This is a genomic window from Blautia sp. Marseille-P3087, assembly GCF_900120195.1.
Classification (GTDB): domain Bacteria; phylum Bacillota; class Clostridia; order Lachnospirales; family Lachnospiraceae; genus Blautia_A.
This window is the reverse complement of the sequence record NZ_LT635539.1, coordinates 611925-630454: the sequence shown is the minus strand read 5'-3', so window position 1 is coordinate 630454 and position 18530 is coordinate 611925. Positions and strand designations below refer to the sequence as shown.

Here is an 18530-nt window from a genome sequence, read left to right as displayed (position 1 = left end):
TTTATAACTAAAGGTGATGATAATATGAGATTTAAAATAGAACATGAGATCAGAGGCAGAGTAAGACTTCATATCTGTCAGAAACGAATGACATGCAGACAGGCAGATCAGCTGGAATATTTCCTGACAAATCTCGAGGGAGTAACAGCTGCAAAGGTCGTAGAACGAAACCAGGATGCTGTGATCAGCTTTTGGGGAAGCAGAGAAGAGATTCTGAAAGCGGTACAGGGATTTTCTTATGAGAAGGCAGAGGCACCGGAGAGCTATCTTCAGAATTCCGGCAGAGAAATGAACGGGGAATACTGGGAAAAAATGGTCAACCATGTGGTACTTCATTATGGAAAGAAAATTTTCCTTCCTCTTCCGATCCGTACATTCCTTACCACACTTAAATCCGTAAAATACATCTGGAAGGGTGTCTGTACACTTGCAAAATGCAGAATCGAGGTACCGGTACTGGATGCAACTGCAATTGGTGTGTCTATCTTAAGAGGTGATTTCAGTACAGCATCTTCCGTCATGTTCCTGCTTGGATTTGGTGAGATACTGGAAGACTGGACGCATAAGAAATCTGTGGATGATCTTGCGCGAAGTATGTCCCTGAATGTAAGTAAAGTATGGCTGGTTACGGACGACACAGAAGTTCAGGTCGGCACAGATACGATCAAACCGGGTGATCGGGTACGTATACATATGGGAACTGTGATTCCGTTTGACGGTGTTGTTACAGATGGAGAGGCAACGGTCAATGAGGCTTCCCTGACAGGTGAATCCATGCCGGTTGCCAAACATACAGAAAGCTATGTTTATGCAGGAACTGTTCTCGAAGAGGGCGAACTTACCATCCGTGTAAAAGAAACATCCGGATCTACCAAGTTCGAAAAGATCGTGACAATGATCGAAGAAACAGAGAAACTGAAATCTGCGGTAGAAAGTAAGGCAGAGCATCTTGCAGACAGCCTTGTTCCGTATACACTTGCCGGAACTGCACTTACCTATGCACTTACCAGAAATGTGACGAAGGCACTGTCTATTCTGATGGTTGACTTCTCATGTGCACTGAAACTTGCCATGCCGATTTCTGTACTTGCAGCAATCCGCGAGGCAAATGCGCATCATATCACGGTAAAAGGCGGTAAGTTCATGGAAGCAGTGGCAGAGGCTGATACAATCGTATTTGATAAGACGGGTACGTTGACAAAAGCGCAGCCGACAGTTGCAGATATAGTATCTTTCAACGGCGACTCCAAAGAAAATCTGCTGAGACTGGCGGCCTGCATGGAAGAACACTTCCCGCATTCTATGGCGAAAGCGGTTATGGACGCTGCGAAAGAACGTGGCCTGACACATGAAGAAATGCACTCAAAAGTTGAATATATCGTGGCACATGGTATTTCTACAACTGTAAACGGACGAAAAGCAATCATTGGAAGCCATCATTTTGTCTTTGAAGATGAGAAATGCGCGATTCCGACAGGAAAAGAAGAGATTTTCAAAAACCTTCCGGAAGAATATTCTCATCTGTATCTTGGTATCGAGGGAGAACTGGCAGCGGTAATCTGTATTGAAGATCCGCTCCGCCCGGAGGGACCGGAGGTAATTAAGGCATTAAGAAAAGCCGGATTTACCCAGATCGTTATGATGACCGGCGACAGTGATCGTACTGCAAAAGCAATCGCAGCGAAAGTTGGTGTCGACAAATATTATTCAGAAGTTCTTCCTGAGGATAAGGCAAAATTTGTAGAAGAAGCAAAAGCACAGGGCCGCAAAGTGTTGATGGTAGGGGATGGTATCAATGATTCACCGGCTCTGTCAGCAGCCGATGTCGGTATTGCAATCAGTGACGGGGCAGAACTTGCAAGAGAAATTGCAGATATCACGATCGGTGCAGATGATCTGAGTGTTATGGTAACACTCAAAGAAATCAGTAATGGTCTGATGGACAAGATCCACAAGAATTACAGGCGTATCGTTGGCATCAACGGAAGTCTGATCGCGCTTGGTGTGACCGGAGTGATCCAGCCGACAATGTCTGCATTGCTTCATAATACATCAACGCTTTTGATTGGCATGGATTCCATGAAATCTGTACTTTGATCCGATAATAAACTATAAAAAGTTAATCACAAAAAACTCTTGACAGCACGCGGAAAATATTGTACTATCATACCAGTTAGAAATAACTAACAGATAATAAATTTACGGGTATGGAAACATATCCGTAAATTTAAAACCGATAGTTAGATAAAACTAATTCACAAGGGGATCTGAGGATGTTAGAAGCTGAAATCATAGCACACTGCGCGCCTACGCTGGCAGGAATCAAAACTGCAAACATGTTTACTTACACACCTGAGAACAGGGATGGCTTTTATAAAGAAATTGAAGAGGAAAATAATAAGCTGAATAGCAGAGGTGTTTTTGTGGAAGTACTTAGAATGAGTGAGTACAAAGCTCTTGTTTATGTATACCGCAAGAAAAAACTGCAACAGGATTTAAGCTGTGAAGGTGCCTGCACATTGCTGAATAACTGTGGCTATGAGTGTCAGGAAGCTGACTGCTGTATCAGAAAGCTTCAGGAGCGCTTCTTTGAAAACGACTGTTTCCCTCATGAAGTGGGGCTGTTCCTTGGATATCCGTTGGATGATGTAACTGGTTTTATCGAACAGAAGGGTAAAAATTATAAGTGTTGCGGAATCTGGAAAGTATACGGGGATGAACAGCAGACCCGGATCCTTTTCCGTAAACTGAAGAAATGTTCAGAAATCTACAGACGTTTGTTTGCAGATGGACGTTCAATCCTTCAGTTGACTGTTGCAGCATAAATAGAAAGGATAAGGTAAAGTAAGATGAGTAAAGTAGCAGTAGTTTATTGGAGCTCCACAGGAAACACAGAATCTATGGCAAATGCAGTGGCAGAAGGTGCAAAGGCAGCAGGCGCAGAAGTGACAACTTTTGAAACGTCCGATTTTTCCACTGATAAAGTAGATGAATTTGATGCAATCGCATTTGGCTGTCCGGCTATGGGCGATGAAGTTCTTGAGGAAGACGAATTTGAACCAATGTTCAGCTCCTGCGAAGCAAAGCTTTCCGGCAAAAAACTCGGACTTTTCGGTTCATATGGATGGGGAGACGGAGAATGGATGCATAATTGGGAAGACAAATGCAAAGAAGACGGTGCAGTTCTTGTATCCGACGGTGTCATTTGCCAGGATGAGCCGGATGACGATGCAGTAGAAAGCTGCAAAGCACTTGGCAAAGCACTTGCATAATCTTATAAAATTGAATATAACGATGCGAAAAGAAGTCGGGAACCGGTATCTGGTTTCCGACTTTTTGACGATTTACCTGAAATTTCCGTAATACGTTCACAAAACCTACATAAATCTCTGCTAAGATAAAGAAAATGTAAAACTATTGATGGAGGTAAGAATAATGGAAGCCCCGAAGATTCTTGTAGTAGATGATGAAAGCCGTATGCGCAAGCTTGTAAAGGATTTCCTTGAGAAGAAAAATTTCCACGTACTGGAAGCCGGTGACGGTGAAGAGGCAATGGACATTTTTTATGAAGAAAAAGATATTGCGCTGTTGATACTTGATGTAATGATGCCGAAGATGGATGGGTGGGAAGTGTGCCGTGAGATCCGCAAAAACTCTAAAGTGCCGATCATTATGCTGACAGCCAGAGGAGATGAGCGTGATGAACTTCTCGGGTTTGACCTGGGCGTGGATGAATATATTTCAAAGCCGTTCAGTCCGAAAATCCTTGTTGCACGCGTGGAGGCAATCCTTCGAAGAACCGGTCAGGATGCCGGTAATGATGTACTTGCCGCCGGTGGAATCGTAATCGACAAATCTGCACACCAGGCGACGGTGGATGGAAAACCTATGGAACTCAGTTTTAAAGAATTTGAACTTCTGACATATTTCCTTGAAAATCAGGGAATTGCCCTTTCCAGAGAGAAAATCTTAAATTCTGTGTGGAACTATGATTATTTTGGTGATGCACGTACCATTGACACCCATGTCAAGAAACTGCGAAGCAAAATGGGCGATAAAGGAGAATACATTAAGACTGTCTGGGGAATGGGATACAAATTTGAGGTAGATGCACAATGAAAAAACCACAGAGATCTGGCGTGAAAGTAAAAAAGAAAAAATTTCACCCACTGCGTCTGCAGATCTCGGTCTGGTTTATCGGGCTTTTACTTCTTTCCATGGTCATAACGACTGTGATCAATGGTCTGTTTCTGGAGCATTATTACATCAGCAAAAAAACGGAGGTGCTGCAGGAAGCGGTCGAGAATCTGGAGGATCTTAAAGTCGAGACTACATCGGATGGAAGCTGCAGTGCAGAAGTTTCAGATGCAATGTTTAAGGACAGTTCAGAGAATAACCTGACCTGGATCGTGATTACTGCGGACGGACAGACTGTATGTGCGGTAGGAAGTAACGAAGATCTTCTGGAGGCGCGGCTGGTAGGATATGTGTATGATCTTGATAAGAAGAACGACCATGCAAAAGTTATCCAGCAGAATGACAATTATGTTATCCAGCAGGTGAGTGACCGCTTTGCAGGCATGGAATACGTGGAGAGCTGGGGAGAGATGGATAACGGTTGTTATTTCCTGATCCGTACACCTCTGGAAAGCATTCGTGAGAGCGTCTCCATATCCAATAAATTCTATTTCTATGTCGGCATTATGATCATCGTTATCAGCGGCCTTGTAATCTGGTTTGTGACGAAACGTATCACGCGTCCGATCAGTGAACTGACGCTTCTTTCTACAAAGATGAGTGATCTGGATTTTGAGGCAAAATACCAGAGCCATTCCGGCAATGAGATCGATGAACTGGGTGAGAATTTTAACCGGATGTCAGAACAGCTTGAAAAGACAATCTCTGAATTGAAATCTGTCAATAATCAGCTCCAGAAAGATATTGAGAACAAAGAACGGATCGATCAGATGAGACAGGAGTTCCTGAATAATGTATCTCATGAGTTGAAGACGCCGATCGCACTGGTACAGGGCTATGCAGAAGGTCTGAAAGAAAATATTTCCGAAGATCCGGAGAGCAGGGAGTTTTACTGTGATGTCATTATGGATGAAGCCGGTAAGATGAACAAGCTTGTCCGTAATCTTCTCACTTTGAATCAGCTGGAATCCGGAAGGGATGAGATGACAGTAGAACGTTTTGATATTGTCAGTGTGATCCGAGGGGTCCTGCAGTCGATGGATATCATGATTCAGCAAAAAGAAGCAAAAGTAAGTTTCAATGCTGATAAACCGGTTTATGTGTGGGCAGATGAATTCAAGATTGAAGAAGTTGTAACGAACTATACAAGTAATGCACTGAATCATCTGGAGGGAGACAGGGAAATCGAGATCCGTGTACTTACGGAAGATGACCATGTGAAAGTTACTGTATTTAATACCGGTAAACCTATACCAGAAGCAGATGTTCCGAATCTCTGGAACAAATTCTATAAGGTAGATAAGGCGAGAACGAGAGAGTACGGCGGAAGCGGCATTGGTCTGTCGATTGTCAAGGCAATCATGGAAGGACTCCATCAGCAATACGGTGTCAAAAACTACGACAATGGCGTTGAATTCTGGTTCACATTAGATAAGAAGAATCAGTAAAACCATACAAAATAGGACAGATGTGAAGAAATAGCTTTGCATCTGTCTTTTTTTGGGTTATACTTGAAGATATTCGATAAAGACAGGATGTGAGAGACAATGATTGGAATTATTGATTATGACGCAGGCAATATTCGCAGTGTGGAAAAGGCACTTTCATATCTTGGAGAGGAGACTGTTGTTTCCAGAGATCCGCAGGTGCTTTTAAAAGCAGACAAAGTGATCCTTCCGGGTGTCGGAAGCTTCGGACAGGCAATGGAGAATCTTCATAGATATAATCTGGTACCTGTAATTAAAGAAATGGTAAAAAATAACACACCGTTCCTGGGAATCTGCCTGGGACTGCAGCTCCTTTTTGAGAGCAGTGAAGAGACTCCGGGAGTAGAGGGGCTTGGTATCCTTAAAGGTCGTATATTAAGGATTCCTCCGTCTGAGGGGCTTAAGATTCCGCATATGGGATGGAATTCACTTCATCTTCAGAATGATGGCAGACTGTTTCGTGGTATTCCGGAAGAGACGTATGTATATTTTGTACATTCTTATTATTTACATGCAGAAGAGCCGCAGATTGTCAAAGCGGTGACAGATTACAGTACAACGATCCATGCATCTGTAGAAAAAGACAATGTATTTGCATGTCAGTTCCATCCGGAAAAGAGCAGTAAATACGGACTGAAAATACTGGAAAATTTTGCAAAGCTTGAAAAGGAGGGGAACTGAGATGTTTACAAAGAGAATCATTCCCTGCCTGGATGTCAACAAGGGCCGTGTCGTGAAGGGAGTAAATTTCGTAGATCTTAGGGATGCCGGTGATCCGGTTGAGATTGCAAAAGCATATGATGCTGCCGGTGCAGATGAACTTGTTTTTCTTGACATTACTGCATCCTGTGAGCAGCGTGAGACGGTAGTTGATATGGTACGCAAAGTTGCTGCCTGTGTATTTATCCCATTTACAGTAGGCGGCGGGATTCGCACGGTTGATGATTTTAAGATGCTTCTCCGTGAAGGTGCAGACAAGATCTCGGTAAACTCCGCAGCAATAGACCGTCCGGAACTGATCCGTGAAGCGGCGGAGAAATTCGGCAGTCAGTGCGTAGTGCTTGCGATTGATGCAAAGAGAAGACCGGATGGAGGCTGGAATATTTATAAACATGGCGGACGTCTGGATACCGGTCTGGATGCCGTAGAATGGGCAAAGAAAGCCGAAGCACTCGGTGCCGGTGAAATCCTTCTTACCAGTATGGACTGTGACGGAACAAAAGCCGGTTATGATATCGAGCTTACACGTGCGATCGCGGATGCAGTCAGCATTCCTGTCATTGCTTCCGGCGGTGCAGGAACACTCAAACACTTTTATGATGCACTGACAGAAGGTGGTGCGGATGCGGCGTTGGCAGCGTCTTTATTCCATTATAAAGAACTGGAGATCCGTCAGGTAAAAGATTATCTGGCAGAGAGGGGAATCTCCGTAAGAAGATAAGAGGTGAAGGAAAATGGCTCCTTTATCAGGAGAATGGCTGGAAGCATTAAAAGGTGAATTTCATCAGCCATATTACACAAAATTATATAAAACCGTCATGCAGGAGTATCAGACACGGAAGATTTTTCCTCCGGCAGATGATATGTTCAATGCATTTCATTTTACACCGTTAAGCCAGGTCAAGGTCGTGATACTTGGACAGGATCCGTATCACAATGACGGACAGGCACATGGACTTTGTTTTTCTGTAAAAAAGGATGTAGAGATCCCGCCGTCACTGGTGAACATTTATCAGGAGCTTCATGATGATCTTGGCTGTTATATCCCGGATAACGGTTATCTGGAAAAATGGGCGAGACAGGGCGTGCTGATGCTGAACACGGTACTGACAGTACGCGCACATCAGGCCAATTCACACAGAGGAATCGGATGGGAGCAGTTTACAGACGCGGCAATCCGTATCCTCAATGAGCAGGACAGACCGATTGTATTTCTTCTGTGGGGACGCCCGGCACAGATGAAAAAATCCATGCTCAATAACCCGAAACATCTGATCCTGGAAGCACCTCATCCGAGCCCGCTTTCTGCATACAGAGGTTTTTTCGGATGCAGACATTTCAGCAAGACAAATGAATTTTTAGTTCAGAACGGTCTGGAGCCGATTGACTGGCAGATCGAAAATAAAACACAACAGGAAATCAAGGAGTAAACATGGGTCAGAAGAATAATCTTGTAAAAAATGCATCTTTTCTGATGATTGCGGCGATGATCTCGAAGGTCATTGGTCTTCTCTATAAGAGTCCGCTTTCATCGATCGTAGGCAATATGGGAATGGGATATATCAGTCTTGCCCAAAATGCCTATATGATTCTTCTGATGATCGCCTCTTTCAGTATTCCGCAGGCGGTGTCCAAATTGATTTCAGAACGAATAGCTTTAAAAGATTACAAAAATGCACAGAAGATTTTTCACGGTTCCCTGATCTATGCAGCAATCGTAGGCGGAATTGTGGCGCTGGTGTGCCTGTTTGGGGCGAGATTTATTATCCCAAGTAATCAGCCAAATGCGATACTTGCACTTCAGATTTTATCACCGACAATCTTTCTGTCCGGTATACTTGGAGTGTACAGAGGATATTTTCAGGCATATCGTAATATGATGCCGACCTCGATCTCACAGATTCTGGAGCAGATATTTAATGCGGCAGTCAGCCTGATCGCTGCATGGCTGTTTATCAGATATTTTACAGACGGCAGTGACGGAAGTGTGGCAAAATGGGGTGCAGCCGGTTCGACAGTAGGTACGACTGCGGGCGTTGTTATTGCGCTTTTGTTCATGTTGATGGTATATGGTGTTAACCGAAGGGCAATAAGAAGAAGAGTAGACAGAGACCGTGTCCATAAAGAAGAATCTTATGGAGAAATTCTGAAACTGATCATTCTTATTGTTTCCCCGATCATCTTAAGCTCTTTTATTTACAATATTAACGGATATCTGAATGGCGTCCTGTATTCCGAGATTATGGGCAATCATGGTATGGATGCAGATACGATCAGTATGTTATATGCAGAATATGCGACATATTTTATGAGCATTATCAATATCCCGCTGACACTTTCCAGTGCGGCACCGACTTCCATGATTCCGGAAGTTTCTGCATTGTATGCGACCGGGGATATCGATGAGACAAGCAGAAGAGTAGATCAGACAGTACAGCTTTCTATGTTCATTTCTATCCCATGTGCGGTAGGTCTTGCTGTATTGGCACAGCCGATTGTGTCACTTCTTTTTCATGGAACGAATGGTGTGGCAGGACAGCTTCTTATGCTGGGTTCATTTACTATTCTTTTGAATGGTATGTCCAACATTTCAAACGGTGTCCTTCAGGGAATCGGTAAACCGAAGATTCCGATGATAACAGCAGCTGTGGCACTTGTGGTTGATGTAGTTGTCGTGGTAGCACTTCTGATGTTTACGAACCTTGGGATTTATGCACTGCTGGTTGCGATGATCGTTTATGCAATCGTGGTATGTGTGCTGAACGATTTCTTTATGAAAAAATATCTGGATTATAAGAATCCGTGGAAAGCGGCATACGTAAGTCCGATCATTGCATCTGCCGTGATGGGTGTTGTGGCAGCTGGTGTGTATTATGGACTGTATGCACTGCTTCCGTCAAATGTCATCTGTCTTGGTGTGGCAATCATTCTGGCAGCTATGGCATATTTTCTGGTATATATTCTCGTGGACAAAACAGCATCCGAGAGACTTTCCAGAATGCCGGGTGGCGCTTATCTCGTCAGAATTGCCCAGAAGATCAGACGATAGGTGGAAGATGACCTGATAATAAGAAAAAATAAGGAATATCTGCTGAACAGAGGGCAGATATTCTTTTTATTTATAAAGTTTGATAATCAAACAAAGTTATGCCGTGGGATGTGAGACAAATTGTGAAAGTTGGTCATTGTCATTTGTAAAACTTTGTCGTATAATGTTACGGAATTGGATTTTGAAAAATACTTTTAATAAGAAGAAACACGTTATATTCATATCTGAAGATACAGATTTATGACGAGGAGGTCGATTTATTGAATACATACACATTGGGAATTGACATCGGATCTACGACAGTAAAGATCGCGATTCTTGATGAAAATGAAAAGCTGTTATTTGCAGATTACGAACGACATTTTGCAAATATTCAGGAGACACTGGCAGATCTTCTGGAAAAAGCACATGCACAGCTGGGAGAGATGACACTCAGTCCGGTAATTACTGGCTCCGGCGGACTGACGCTGGCAAATCATCTGGAGATTCCATTTGTGCAGGAGGTAATCGCTGTATCTACATCCTTACAGAAGATTGCACCGCAGACAGACGTTGCAATCGAGCTTGGTGGTGAGGATGCAAAGATTATTTATTTTGAAGGCGGAAATATCGAGCAGCGAATGAATGGTATCTGTGCCGGTGGTACAGGTTCCTTTATCGACCAGATGGCATCACTTCTACAGACAGATGCTACCGGTTTGAATGAATATGCAAAGAATTACAAGGCACTTTATCCGATCGCTGCACGATGCGGCGTATTTGCAAAGACAGATATACAGCCGCTGATAAATGAAGGCGCAACGAAGGAAGACCTTTCAGCATCTATTTTTCAGGCAGTTGTCAATCAGACGATTTCCGGTCTGGCCTGTGGTAAGCCAATCCGTGGACATGTAGCATTTCTGGGCGGTCCGCTGCATTTCCTTTCTGAGTTAAAAACTGCGTTTATCCGTACTTTGAAACTGGACGATGAGCATACGATCGTGCCGGAGAACTCTCATCTGTTTGCAGCAATCGGTTCTGCACTGAATGCAAAAGAGGATGTCAAAGTTTCTCTTATTGAATTGAAAGACAGACTTCGTCATTCTATTAAGCTTGACTTTGAAGTAGAGCGTATGGAGCCGCTGTTTGCGACAGAACAAGATTATGAAGAATTTAATAAGAGACAGTCTTCCTACAAGGTTACGACTGGAGATCTGGCTTCCTATAAAGGAAACTGTTACCTTGGTATTGATGCAGGATCAACGACGACAAAGACTGCACTGGTAGGAGAGGACGGAAGTCTTCTGTATTCATTTTACAGCAACAACAACGGAAGTCCGCTCAAGACTGCAATCCGTTCCATTCAGGAAATCTATTCGATACTTCCTGAAGGTGCAAAGATCGCCTATGCATGTTCTACCGGTTACGGCGAGGCACTGATCAAGGCTGCACTTCTTCTTGATGAGGGCGAGGTTGAGACGGTTTCCCATTATTATGCTGCTGCATTTTTTGATCCGGAAGTAGACTGTATCCTCGACATCGGTGGTCAGGATATGAAATGTATCAAGATCAAGAACCAGACCGTAGACAGTGTACAGCTTAATGAAGCATGCTCCTCCGGCTGCGGTTCCTTTATTGAGACATTTGCGAAATCCCTGAACTACAGTGTACAGGATTTTGCAAAAGCTGCTCTTTATGCAAAACATCCGATTGATCTGGGAACACGTTGTACCGTATTTATGAACTCAAAGGTAAAACAGGCACAGAAGGAAGGCGCAGAGGTATCAGATATTTCAGCAGGTCTGGCTTATTCTGTTATTAAGAATGCTCTTTACAAAGTTATCAAAGTTTCCGATGCGACTGAACTTGGCAGACATATCGTTGTACAGGGTGGTACCTTCTACAATGACGCTGTTCTTCGAAGCTTTGAACGTATTGCCAACTGTGAAGCTATTCGTCCGGATATTGCCGGTATTATGGGAGCTTTCGGTGCTGCACTGATTGCGAGAGAGCGTTATGAGGAAGGCAAAGAAACCACAATGCTTTCCATTGACAAGATCAATGAACTGAAATATACAACATCTATGGCAAATTGTCGCGGATGTACAAACAACTGCCGTCTGACAATCAACAAATTCACTGGCGGACGTCAGTTTGTCAGCGGAAACCGCTGTGAACGAGGCATCGGTAAAGAAAAGAACAAAGATCATGTTCCGAATCTTTATGAATATAAATACAAAAGACTGTTTTCCTATGAGCCGCTCAGTGCAGATCAGGCGACCAGAGGCCAGGTGGGTATCCCGCGTGTTCTGAATATGTTTGAAAACTATCCGTTCTGGTTCACTTTCTTTACGAAGCTGAAATACGAAGTCATACTTTCGCCGACTTCCACACGTAAGATCTATGAGCTGGGTATTGAGTCCATTCCGAGTGAATCTGAATGTTATCCGGCAAAACTGGCACACGGGCATGTGAGCTGGCTGATCAAAAAAGGTGTGAAATTTATTTTCTATCCCTGTGTACCATATGAACGTAATGAGTTCCCTGATGCAGTCAATCATTACAACTGCCCGATTGTCACTTCTTATGCAGAGAACATCAAGAACAATGTAGATGAGCTGAAAGATCCGAGCATTAAATTCATGAATCCGTTCATGGCATTTACGACGGAAGCAATCCTTACAGACCGTCTGGTTGAAGTATTTAAAGATATTCCGGCAGAAGAAGTCAAAGCAGCAGCCCATGCTGCATGGGAAGAACTTGCGCAGGCGCGTAAAGATGTTCAGAAAAAGGGCGAAGAGACCATTCAGTATATGAAAGAGACAGGAAGACGCGGTATCGTACTTGCAGGTCGTCCGTATCACATCGACCCGGAAATTCATCATGGTATTCCGGATCTGATCAACAGCTACGGTATTGCGGTACTGACTGAAGATTCTGTTTCTCACCTCGGGGAAGTAGAACGCCCGATTCGTGTCAATGACCAGTGGATGTATCATTCACGTCTGTATGCGGCAGCAAACTATGTCAAAACACAGGATAATCTTGATCTGATCCAGCTGAACTCCTTTGGTTGTGGTCTGGACGCTGTTACTACAGACGAGGTTTATGAGATTCTTGAAAGAAGCGGTAAGATCTATACATGCTTAAAAATCGATGAGGTTAATAATCTCGGTGCGGCACGAATCCGTGTACGTTCCCTGCTGGCTGCACTCCGTGCAAAAGATGCACAGCACAAAGAGCGTGAGATCAGACCGTCCTCTATCGAAAAAGTTGTATTTACCAAACAGATGCGTAAGGATTATACGATCCTTTGCCCGCAGATGTCTCCGTTCCACTTCGGAATCTTACAGGCGGCATTTAATACCTGCGGTTATCACCTGGAAGTCCTTCCTAATGACAACAAACATGCGGTAGATGTCGGACTGAAATATGTAAACAATGATGCATGCTATCCTTCTTTGATGGTAGTCGGCCAGGTTATGGATGCCCTTCTTTCCGGCAAATATGATTTGAATAAGACAGCTGTCATCATGTCACAGACAGGCGGCGGATGCCGTGCATCCAACTATATTGCGTTTATCCGCCGTGCATTAAAGAAAACCGGTATGGAACAGGTTCCGGTTATTTCCATCAACTTAAGTGGTCTGGAAAGCAATCCGGGATTCAAACTGACACTTCCGCTTATCAAGCGTATCTGCTATGGAGCAGTATTTGGTGACATTCTGATGAAATGTGTTTATCGTATGCGTCCATATGAGGCAGAGCCGGGAATTGTCAACCGTAAACATAAAATCTGGGAACAGAGGGTAATCTCTTTCCTGCAAGGAAGCAGTGTCAGCCATGGTCAGTTTAAGAAGATGTGCCGTGAGATGGTACATGAGTTTGATATGATCCCGATCACCGGAGAGAAGAAGCCAAGAGTTGGTATCGTCGGAGAGATTCTTGTCAAATTCCTTCCGGCAGCAAACAATCATCTGGCAGAACTTCTGGAAGCAGAGGGTGCCGAGGCAGTGTGCCCGGATCTGATAGACTTTATCAATTACTGTTTTTATAATCAGAACTTTAAATCTGAGTTCCTTGGATTTAAGAAAAATAAAGCAACGATCGCAAACTGGGGAATCAAAGCTATCGAGTGGCTAAGAGGAACCGCAAATGAAGCACTTGCACAGAGCCGTCATTTTACACCGTCTGCAAATATTGCAGATCTGGCAAAACTGGCAGAGCCGATCGTATCACCGGGTAACCAGACTGGTGAAGGATGGTTCCTGACCGGTGAAATGATGGAGCTGATTCACGGTGGTGTACCGAACATCGTCTGCATCCAGCCATTTGCATGCCTTCCGAACCATATCGTAGGAAAGGGAGTTATCAAGGCAATCCGCAGGGAACATCCGGGAGCAAATATCGTTGCGATCGATTATGATCCGGGTGCAAGTGAAGTAAATCAGCTGAACCGAATCAAACTGATGCTGTCCACAGCACAGAAGAATCTGAATAAAGAGGTTTAATATGGCAAAATATACATTAATGAAGACTGAGGGTCGTGCGAAGCGTGCGCAGTTTGAGACTGTGCATGGCACGATTCAGACTCCTGTGTTTATGAATGTAGGAACAATTGGCGCAATCAAAGGTGCGGTTTCTACACAGGATCTTTATGAGATCGGAACACAGGTGGAGCTTTCTAATACGTATCATTTGCATGTCCGCCCAGGCGATAAGATCGTCAAACAGCTTGGCGGCCTGCATAAGTTTATGAACTGGGAGAGACCGATATTGACAGATTCCGGCGGATTCCAGGTGTTTTCCCTTGCAAAACTACGCAAGATAAAAGAAGAAGGTGTGCATTTCCAGTCGCACATTGACGGCCACAAGATTTTTATGGGACCGGAAGAAAGCATGCAGATCCAGTCTAATCTCGGCTCTACCATCGCGATGGCTTTTGATGAATGTCCGAGCAGTGTGGCAGAGAAAGATTATGTACAGAAATCTGTAGAGCGTACGACACGCTGGCTTGCACGATGCAAAAAAGAGATGGCACGTCTCAACAGCCTGCCGGACACCATTAATAAAGAACAGCTTCTGTTTGGTATCAATCAGGGAGCTATTTATGAAGATATCCGTATTGAACATGCAAAAGAGATTGCAAAGATGGACCTGGATGGCTATGCAGTTGGCGGGCTTGCAGTTGGTGAGACACATGAAGAAATGTATCGTATCCTTGATGCAGTCGTTCCGTATCTTCCGCAGGATAAGCCAACCTATCTTATGGGTGTCGGAACCCCGGCAAACATTCTGGAAGGTGTTGAGAGAGGTATTGATTTCTTTGACTGCGTATATCCGAGTCGTAATGGACGCCACGGACATGTATATACCAACCATGGCAAGATGAATATGTTCAATGCCAAATATGAACTGGATAGCCGTCCGATCGAAGAAGGCTGTGGCTGTCCGGCATGCCGTCATTACAGCAGAGCTTATATTCGTCACCTTTTGAAGGCAAAAGAAATGCTTGGTATGCGTCTCTGTGTGCTGCATAATCTATATTTCTATAACCATATGATGGAAGAAATCCGTGATGCGCTGGATGAGGGAAGATTTGCTGAATATAAGAAAATGCGTCTGGAAGGATTTGCAGCAGGAGAGCAGAAATAAGCGAAAAGCTTTAAATCGTATAAAAAATCGAAAAACACTTGAAGTTACGGGCTTTTTTGTGTATGATGATATATAGTGTTCCTGAACAGCAGGAATGTAAGTCAGCAGACAGGAGGAATCTGAAATGAACGAAAGTACCGCGAGTATGGGTATGATGATTTTATGGATGGTAGTTATCTTTGGAGTTATGTATTTCCTGATGATCCGTCCTCAGAAGAAAGAGCAGAAGAGACTTCAGGCAATGCTCAACAGTATGGAAGTCGGTGACAGCATCGTTACTACAAGCGGCTTCTATGGAGTGATCATCGATATGACAGAAGAAGATGTCATCGTAGAATTCGGCAATAACAAGAACTGCCGTATCCCAATGAGAAAACAGGCTATTGCAGAAGTGGAGAAGGCAGAACAGGCATCCGCATAACTGCAAATAAGAAAGTAAGTGCTGCGTAAGATGCGGCACTTCTTTTTTTTCAAAATTCCGTTGAAATGGGGTATAGGAATTATTCGCATTTGTAACACGTTCAAACTTTTACGTAGTAAAGGGTTGAAAAGTGTAAAAAAGTGCGTTATTATAATAACAATATCCAGAAGGAAAGGACTCTGCGGTTTTCGTGTGGTGCAGAGAGAGGAAATGAAGAAATGGAATACAAGATCGCATTAATTCGAGGAGACGGTATCGGTCCGGAAATCGTAAATGAAGCAAAAAAAGTTCTTGATAAAGTATGTGAAAAATATCATCATACATTTACATATTCAGAGGTGCTTCTCGGCGGAGCTTCTATTGACGTTCACGGCGTACCGCTTACAGATGAAGCAATTGCAACAGCAAAAGCTTCTGATGCAGTTCTGATGGGTTCTATCGGTGGTGATGCCAGGACATCTCCGTGGTACAAACTTGAGCCGTCCAAACGTCCGGAAGCAGGACTTCTTGCAATTCGTAAAGCATTGAATCTTTTTGCAAACCTTCGTCCGGCATACCTGTATAAAGAACTCGAGGAAGCCTGCCCGATCAAGAAAGAAGTGATAGGGGAAGACGGATTTGATATGATCATTGTCCGTGAGCTTACCGGCGGTCTTTATTTCGGAGAAAGAAAAACAATTGAAGAAGATGGTGTAAAGAAAGCAATCGATACACTTTCCTATAATGAAAATGAGATCCGTCGTATTGCCATCAAGGCATTTGACATTGCAATGAAGAGAAGAAAGAAAGTCACAAGCGTTGACAAGGCAAACGTACTGGATTCTTCCAGACTCTGGAGAAAAGTTGTAGAAGAAGTCGCAAAGGATTATCCGGAAGTAACACTGGAACATATGCTGGTTGACAACTGTGCAATGCAGCTTGTACATGATCCGGGACAGTTCGATGTTATTCTTACAGAGAACATGTTCGGTGATATCTTATCTGACGAGGCCAGTATGGTAACTGGTTCCATCGGAATGCTTTCTTCCGCAAGTCTGAATGAAACAAAATTCGGTCTGTATGAGCCAAGTCACGGATCTGCGCCGGATATTGCAGGACAGAATAAGGCAAACCCGATTGCTACGATCCTTTCCGCAGCAATGTTACTCCGGTACTCACTGAATCTTGATGAGGAAGCAGATGCAGTAGAAGCGGCTGTACAGAAAGTTCTGACAGACGGATATCGTACAGGTGATATCATGTCAGAAGGATGCAAGGCAGTTGGAACAAAAGAGATGGGCGATCTGATCGCAGCAGCCTTATAACGAGAGTTTTAAATAAAGAGGAGACAGAAAAATGAGAAGTGATTCAGTAAAGACGGGTTCACAGCAGGCACCTCACCGTTCCCTGTTTAATGCCCTTGGATTAACAAAAGAAGAAATGGAACGTCCTTTAGTAGGTATTGTAAGTTCCTATAATGAGATCGTACCGGGTCATATGAATCTTGACAAGATTGTTGCAGCTGTGAAACAGGGCGTTGCAATGGCTGGCGGTACACCAATTGTATTCCCGGCAATCGCTGTCTGTGACGGTATTGCAATGGGACATGTCGGAATGAAATATTCTCTGGTAACAAGAGATCTGATCGCTGATTCTACAGAGGCAATGGCAATGGCTCATCAGTTTGATGCCCTTGTTATGGTCCCGAACTGTGACAAAAATGTACCTGGACTTCTGATGGCTGCTGCCAGACTGAACGTTCCCACCGTTTTCGTAAGCGGCGGTCCGATGATGGCGGGCCATATACACGGACATAAGACAAGCCTTTCCAGTATGTTCGAAGCTGTCGGATCTTATGCAGCAGGTAAGATCACAGAAGACGAACTTACAGAATTTGAGAACAAAACATGTCCTACATGTGGATCCTGTTCCGGTATGTATACTGCAAACTCTATGAACTGTCTGACAGAGGTTCTTGGTATGGGACTTCGTGGAAATGGAACCATTCCTGCTGTATATTCCGAGCGTATTCGTCTTGCAAAACATGCGGGTATGCAGGTTATGGAAATGTATCGCAGAAATATCCGTCCGCGCGACATCATGACAAAAGAAGCCATTCTGAACGCACTGACAGTAGATATGGCACTTGGATGTTCTACCAACAGTATGCTTCATCTTCCGGCAATCGCTCATGAAGTCGGTATGGATTTTGATATCAGCTTTGCAAATGAGATCAGTGCAAAGACGCCAAACCTCTGTCACCTAGCACCAGCAGGCCCGACTTATATGGAAGATCTGAATGAAGCAGGTGGTGTTTATGCAGTTATGAACGAGCTGAACAAAAAAGGACTTCTTTATACAGAATGCATGACAGTAACAGGCAAAACAGTAGGCGAAAACATCAAAGACTGTGTAAACCTCAATCCGGAAGTTATCCGCCCGATTGAAAACCCGTACAGTCAGACAGGCGGCCTTGCAGTACTTAAAGGAAATATTGCTCCGGACGGTGGTGTTGTTAAACGTTCCGCAGTTGTAGAAGAGATGATGGTACATGAAGGTCCGGCAAGAGTCTTTGACTGTGAAGAAGATGCGATCGCAGCGATTAAAGGCGGCAAGATCGTAGCAGGAGATGTTGTTGTTATCCGTTATGAAGGACCGAAAGGCGGCCCCGGAATGAGAGAGATGCTGAACCCGACTTCGGCAATTGCAGGAATGGGACTTGGTTCTTCTGTAGCTCTTATTACAGACGGACGTTTCAGCGGTGCATCCCGTGGTGCTTCTATCGGACACGTTTCACCAGAAGCAGCTGTAGGCGGTCCGATCGCTCTGATCGAAGAAGGCGACATTATCAGCATCAATATTCCGGAACTGAAACTGGAAGTTAAAGTTTCTGATGAAGAAATGGAAGCAAGAAAAGCAAAATGGCAGCCACGTGAGCCACGAGTTACAACCGGATATCTTGCAAGATATGCTGCAATGGTTACCTCAGGAAACAGAGGAGCAATCCTTGAAGTTCCGAAAGCAAAATAATATAAAGTAAAGA

Annotated in this window: 14 protein-coding genes; all 14 read left to right on the top strand. The window is 44.0% G+C overall.

Annotation, left to right across the window (positions count from 1 at the left end):
• The first annotated feature begins 24 nt into the window (after positions 1-24).
• The 14 genes from BQ7344_RS02895 (at position 25) to ilvD (ending at position 18517) form a co-directional block, all read left to right on the top strand.
• Positions 25-2097 carry a heavy metal translocating P-type ATPase gene (locus BQ7344_RS02895; RefSeq protein WP_072521365.1) on the top strand — a complete coding sequence of 691 codons (2073 nt, stop codon included), beginning with the start codon at positions 25-27 and terminating at the stop codon, positions 2095-2097.
• A 176-nt stretch (positions 2098-2273) separates the two neighbouring features.
• Entirely contained in the window at positions 2274-2825 is a 552-nt protein-coding gene (locus BQ7344_RS02890; protein WP_072521364.1) for a DUF3793 family protein, read from the top strand.
• Positions 2826-2849: 24 nt separating this feature from the next.
• Positions 2850-3272 carry a flavodoxin gene (locus BQ7344_RS02885; RefSeq protein WP_072521363.1) on the top strand — a complete coding sequence of 141 codons (423 nt, stop codon included), beginning with the start codon at positions 2850-2852 and terminating at the stop codon, positions 3270-3272.
• A gap of 163 nt (positions 3273-3435) precedes the next feature.
• Positions 3436-4119: a response regulator transcription factor gene (locus BQ7344_RS02880; RefSeq protein ID WP_072521362.1), complete on the top strand. Its 684-nt coding sequence runs from the start codon at positions 3436-3438 to the stop codon at positions 4117-4119.
• On the top strand, positions 4116-5645 hold the full coding sequence (locus BQ7344_RS02875; protein ID WP_072521361.1) for a sensor histidine kinase: 1530 nt from the start codon (positions 4116-4118) through the stop codon (positions 5643-5645). Before BQ7344_RS02880 ends, BQ7344_RS02875 begins: the two co-directional genes overlap by 4 nt.
• Before the next feature lie 99 nt (positions 5646-5744).
• Positions 5745-6365: an imidazole glycerol phosphate synthase subunit HisH gene (gene hisH, locus BQ7344_RS02870; RefSeq protein WP_072521360.1), complete on the top strand. Its 621-nt coding sequence runs from the start codon at positions 5745-5747 to the stop codon at positions 6363-6365.
• Position 6366: 1 nt separating this feature from the next.
• Positions 6367-7125, top strand: a complete 759-nt coding sequence (gene hisF / locus BQ7344_RS02865; protein ID WP_072521359.1) for an imidazole glycerol phosphate synthase subunit HisF — start codon at positions 6367-6369, stop codon at positions 7123-7125.
• Between the two features lie 13 nt (positions 7126-7138).
• The gene (ung, locus tag BQ7344_RS02860) at positions 7139-7834 is read left to right on the top strand and encodes a uracil-DNA glycosylase (RefSeq protein WP_072521358.1); all 696 of its coding nucleotides are present in this window, start codon (positions 7139-7141) and stop codon (positions 7832-7834) included.
• A 2-nt stretch (positions 7835-7836) separates the two neighbouring features.
• On the top strand, positions 7837-9453 hold the full coding sequence (locus BQ7344_RS02855) for a putative polysaccharide biosynthesis protein (protein WP_072521357.1): 1617 nt from the start codon (positions 7837-7839) through the stop codon (positions 9451-9453).
• Positions 9454-9713: 260 nt separating this feature from the next.
• Positions 9714-13943, top strand: coding sequence for a 2-hydroxyacyl-CoA dehydratase (locus BQ7344_RS02850; RefSeq protein WP_072521356.1), 4230 nt, complete (start codon positions 9714-9716; stop codon positions 13941-13943).
• 1 nt (position 13944) lies between these two features.
• The gene (tgt, locus tag BQ7344_RS02845; protein ID WP_072521355.1) at positions 13945-15087 is read left to right on the top strand and encodes a tRNA guanosine(34) transglycosylase Tgt; all 1143 of its coding nucleotides are present in this window, start codon (positions 13945-13947) and stop codon (positions 15085-15087) included.
• 124 nt (positions 15088-15211) lie between these two features.
• Positions 15212-15508 (top strand): preprotein translocase subunit YajC, encoded by a 297-nt coding sequence (gene yajC / locus BQ7344_RS02840; RefSeq protein WP_072521354.1) that lies wholly within the window; start codon positions 15212-15214, stop codon positions 15506-15508.
• A gap of 218 nt (positions 15509-15726) precedes the next feature.
• The gene (leuB, locus tag BQ7344_RS02835; RefSeq protein WP_072521353.1) at positions 15727-16812 is read left to right on the top strand and encodes a 3-isopropylmalate dehydrogenase; all 1086 of its coding nucleotides are present in this window, start codon (positions 15727-15729) and stop codon (positions 16810-16812) included.
• 31 nt (positions 16813-16843) lie between these two features.
• Positions 16844-18517 (top strand): dihydroxy-acid dehydratase, encoded by a 1674-nt coding sequence (gene ilvD / locus BQ7344_RS02830; RefSeq protein WP_072521352.1) that lies wholly within the window; start codon positions 16844-16846, stop codon positions 18515-18517.
• Positions 18518-18530 lie beyond the last annotated feature (13 nt).

Coding starts and splice junctions, on each gene's coding strand:
- BQ7344_RS02895 (WP_072521365.1), top strand. CDS start 25: ATGAGATTTAAAATAGAACATGAGATCAGAGGCAGAGTAAGACTTCAT.
- BQ7344_RS02890 (WP_072521364.1), top strand. CDS start 2,274: ATGTTAGAAGCTGAAATCATAGCACACTGCGCGCCTACGCTGGCAGGA.
- BQ7344_RS02885 (WP_072521363.1), top strand. CDS start 2,850: ATGAGTAAAGTAGCAGTAGTTTATTGGAGCTCCACAGGAAACACAGAA.
- BQ7344_RS02880 (WP_072521362.1), top strand. CDS start 3,436: ATGGAAGCCCCGAAGATTCTTGTAGTAGATGATGAAAGCCGTATGCGC.
- BQ7344_RS02875 (WP_072521361.1), top strand. CDS start 4,116: ATGAAAAAACCACAGAGATCTGGCGTGAAAGTAAAAAAGAAAAAATTT.
- hisH (WP_072521360.1), top strand. CDS start 5,745: ATGATTGGAATTATTGATTATGACGCAGGCAATATTCGCAGTGTGGAA.
- hisF (WP_072521359.1), top strand. CDS start 6,367: ATGTTTACAAAGAGAATCATTCCCTGCCTGGATGTCAACAAGGGCCGT.
- ung (WP_072521358.1), top strand. CDS start 7,139: ATGGCTCCTTTATCAGGAGAATGGCTGGAAGCATTAAAAGGTGAATTT.
- BQ7344_RS02855 (WP_072521357.1), top strand. CDS start 7,837: ATGGGTCAGAAGAATAATCTTGTAAAAAATGCATCTTTTCTGATGATT.
- tgt (WP_072521355.1), top strand. CDS start 13,945: ATGGCAAAATATACATTAATGAAGACTGAGGGTCGTGCGAAGCGTGCG.
- yajC (WP_072521354.1), top strand. CDS start 15,212: ATGAACGAAAGTACCGCGAGTATGGGTATGATGATTTTATGGATGGTA.
- leuB (WP_072521353.1), top strand. CDS start 15,727: ATGGAATACAAGATCGCATTAATTCGAGGAGACGGTATCGGTCCGGAA.
- ilvD (WP_072521352.1), top strand. CDS start 16,844: ATGAGAAGTGATTCAGTAAAGACGGGTTCACAGCAGGCACCTCACCGT.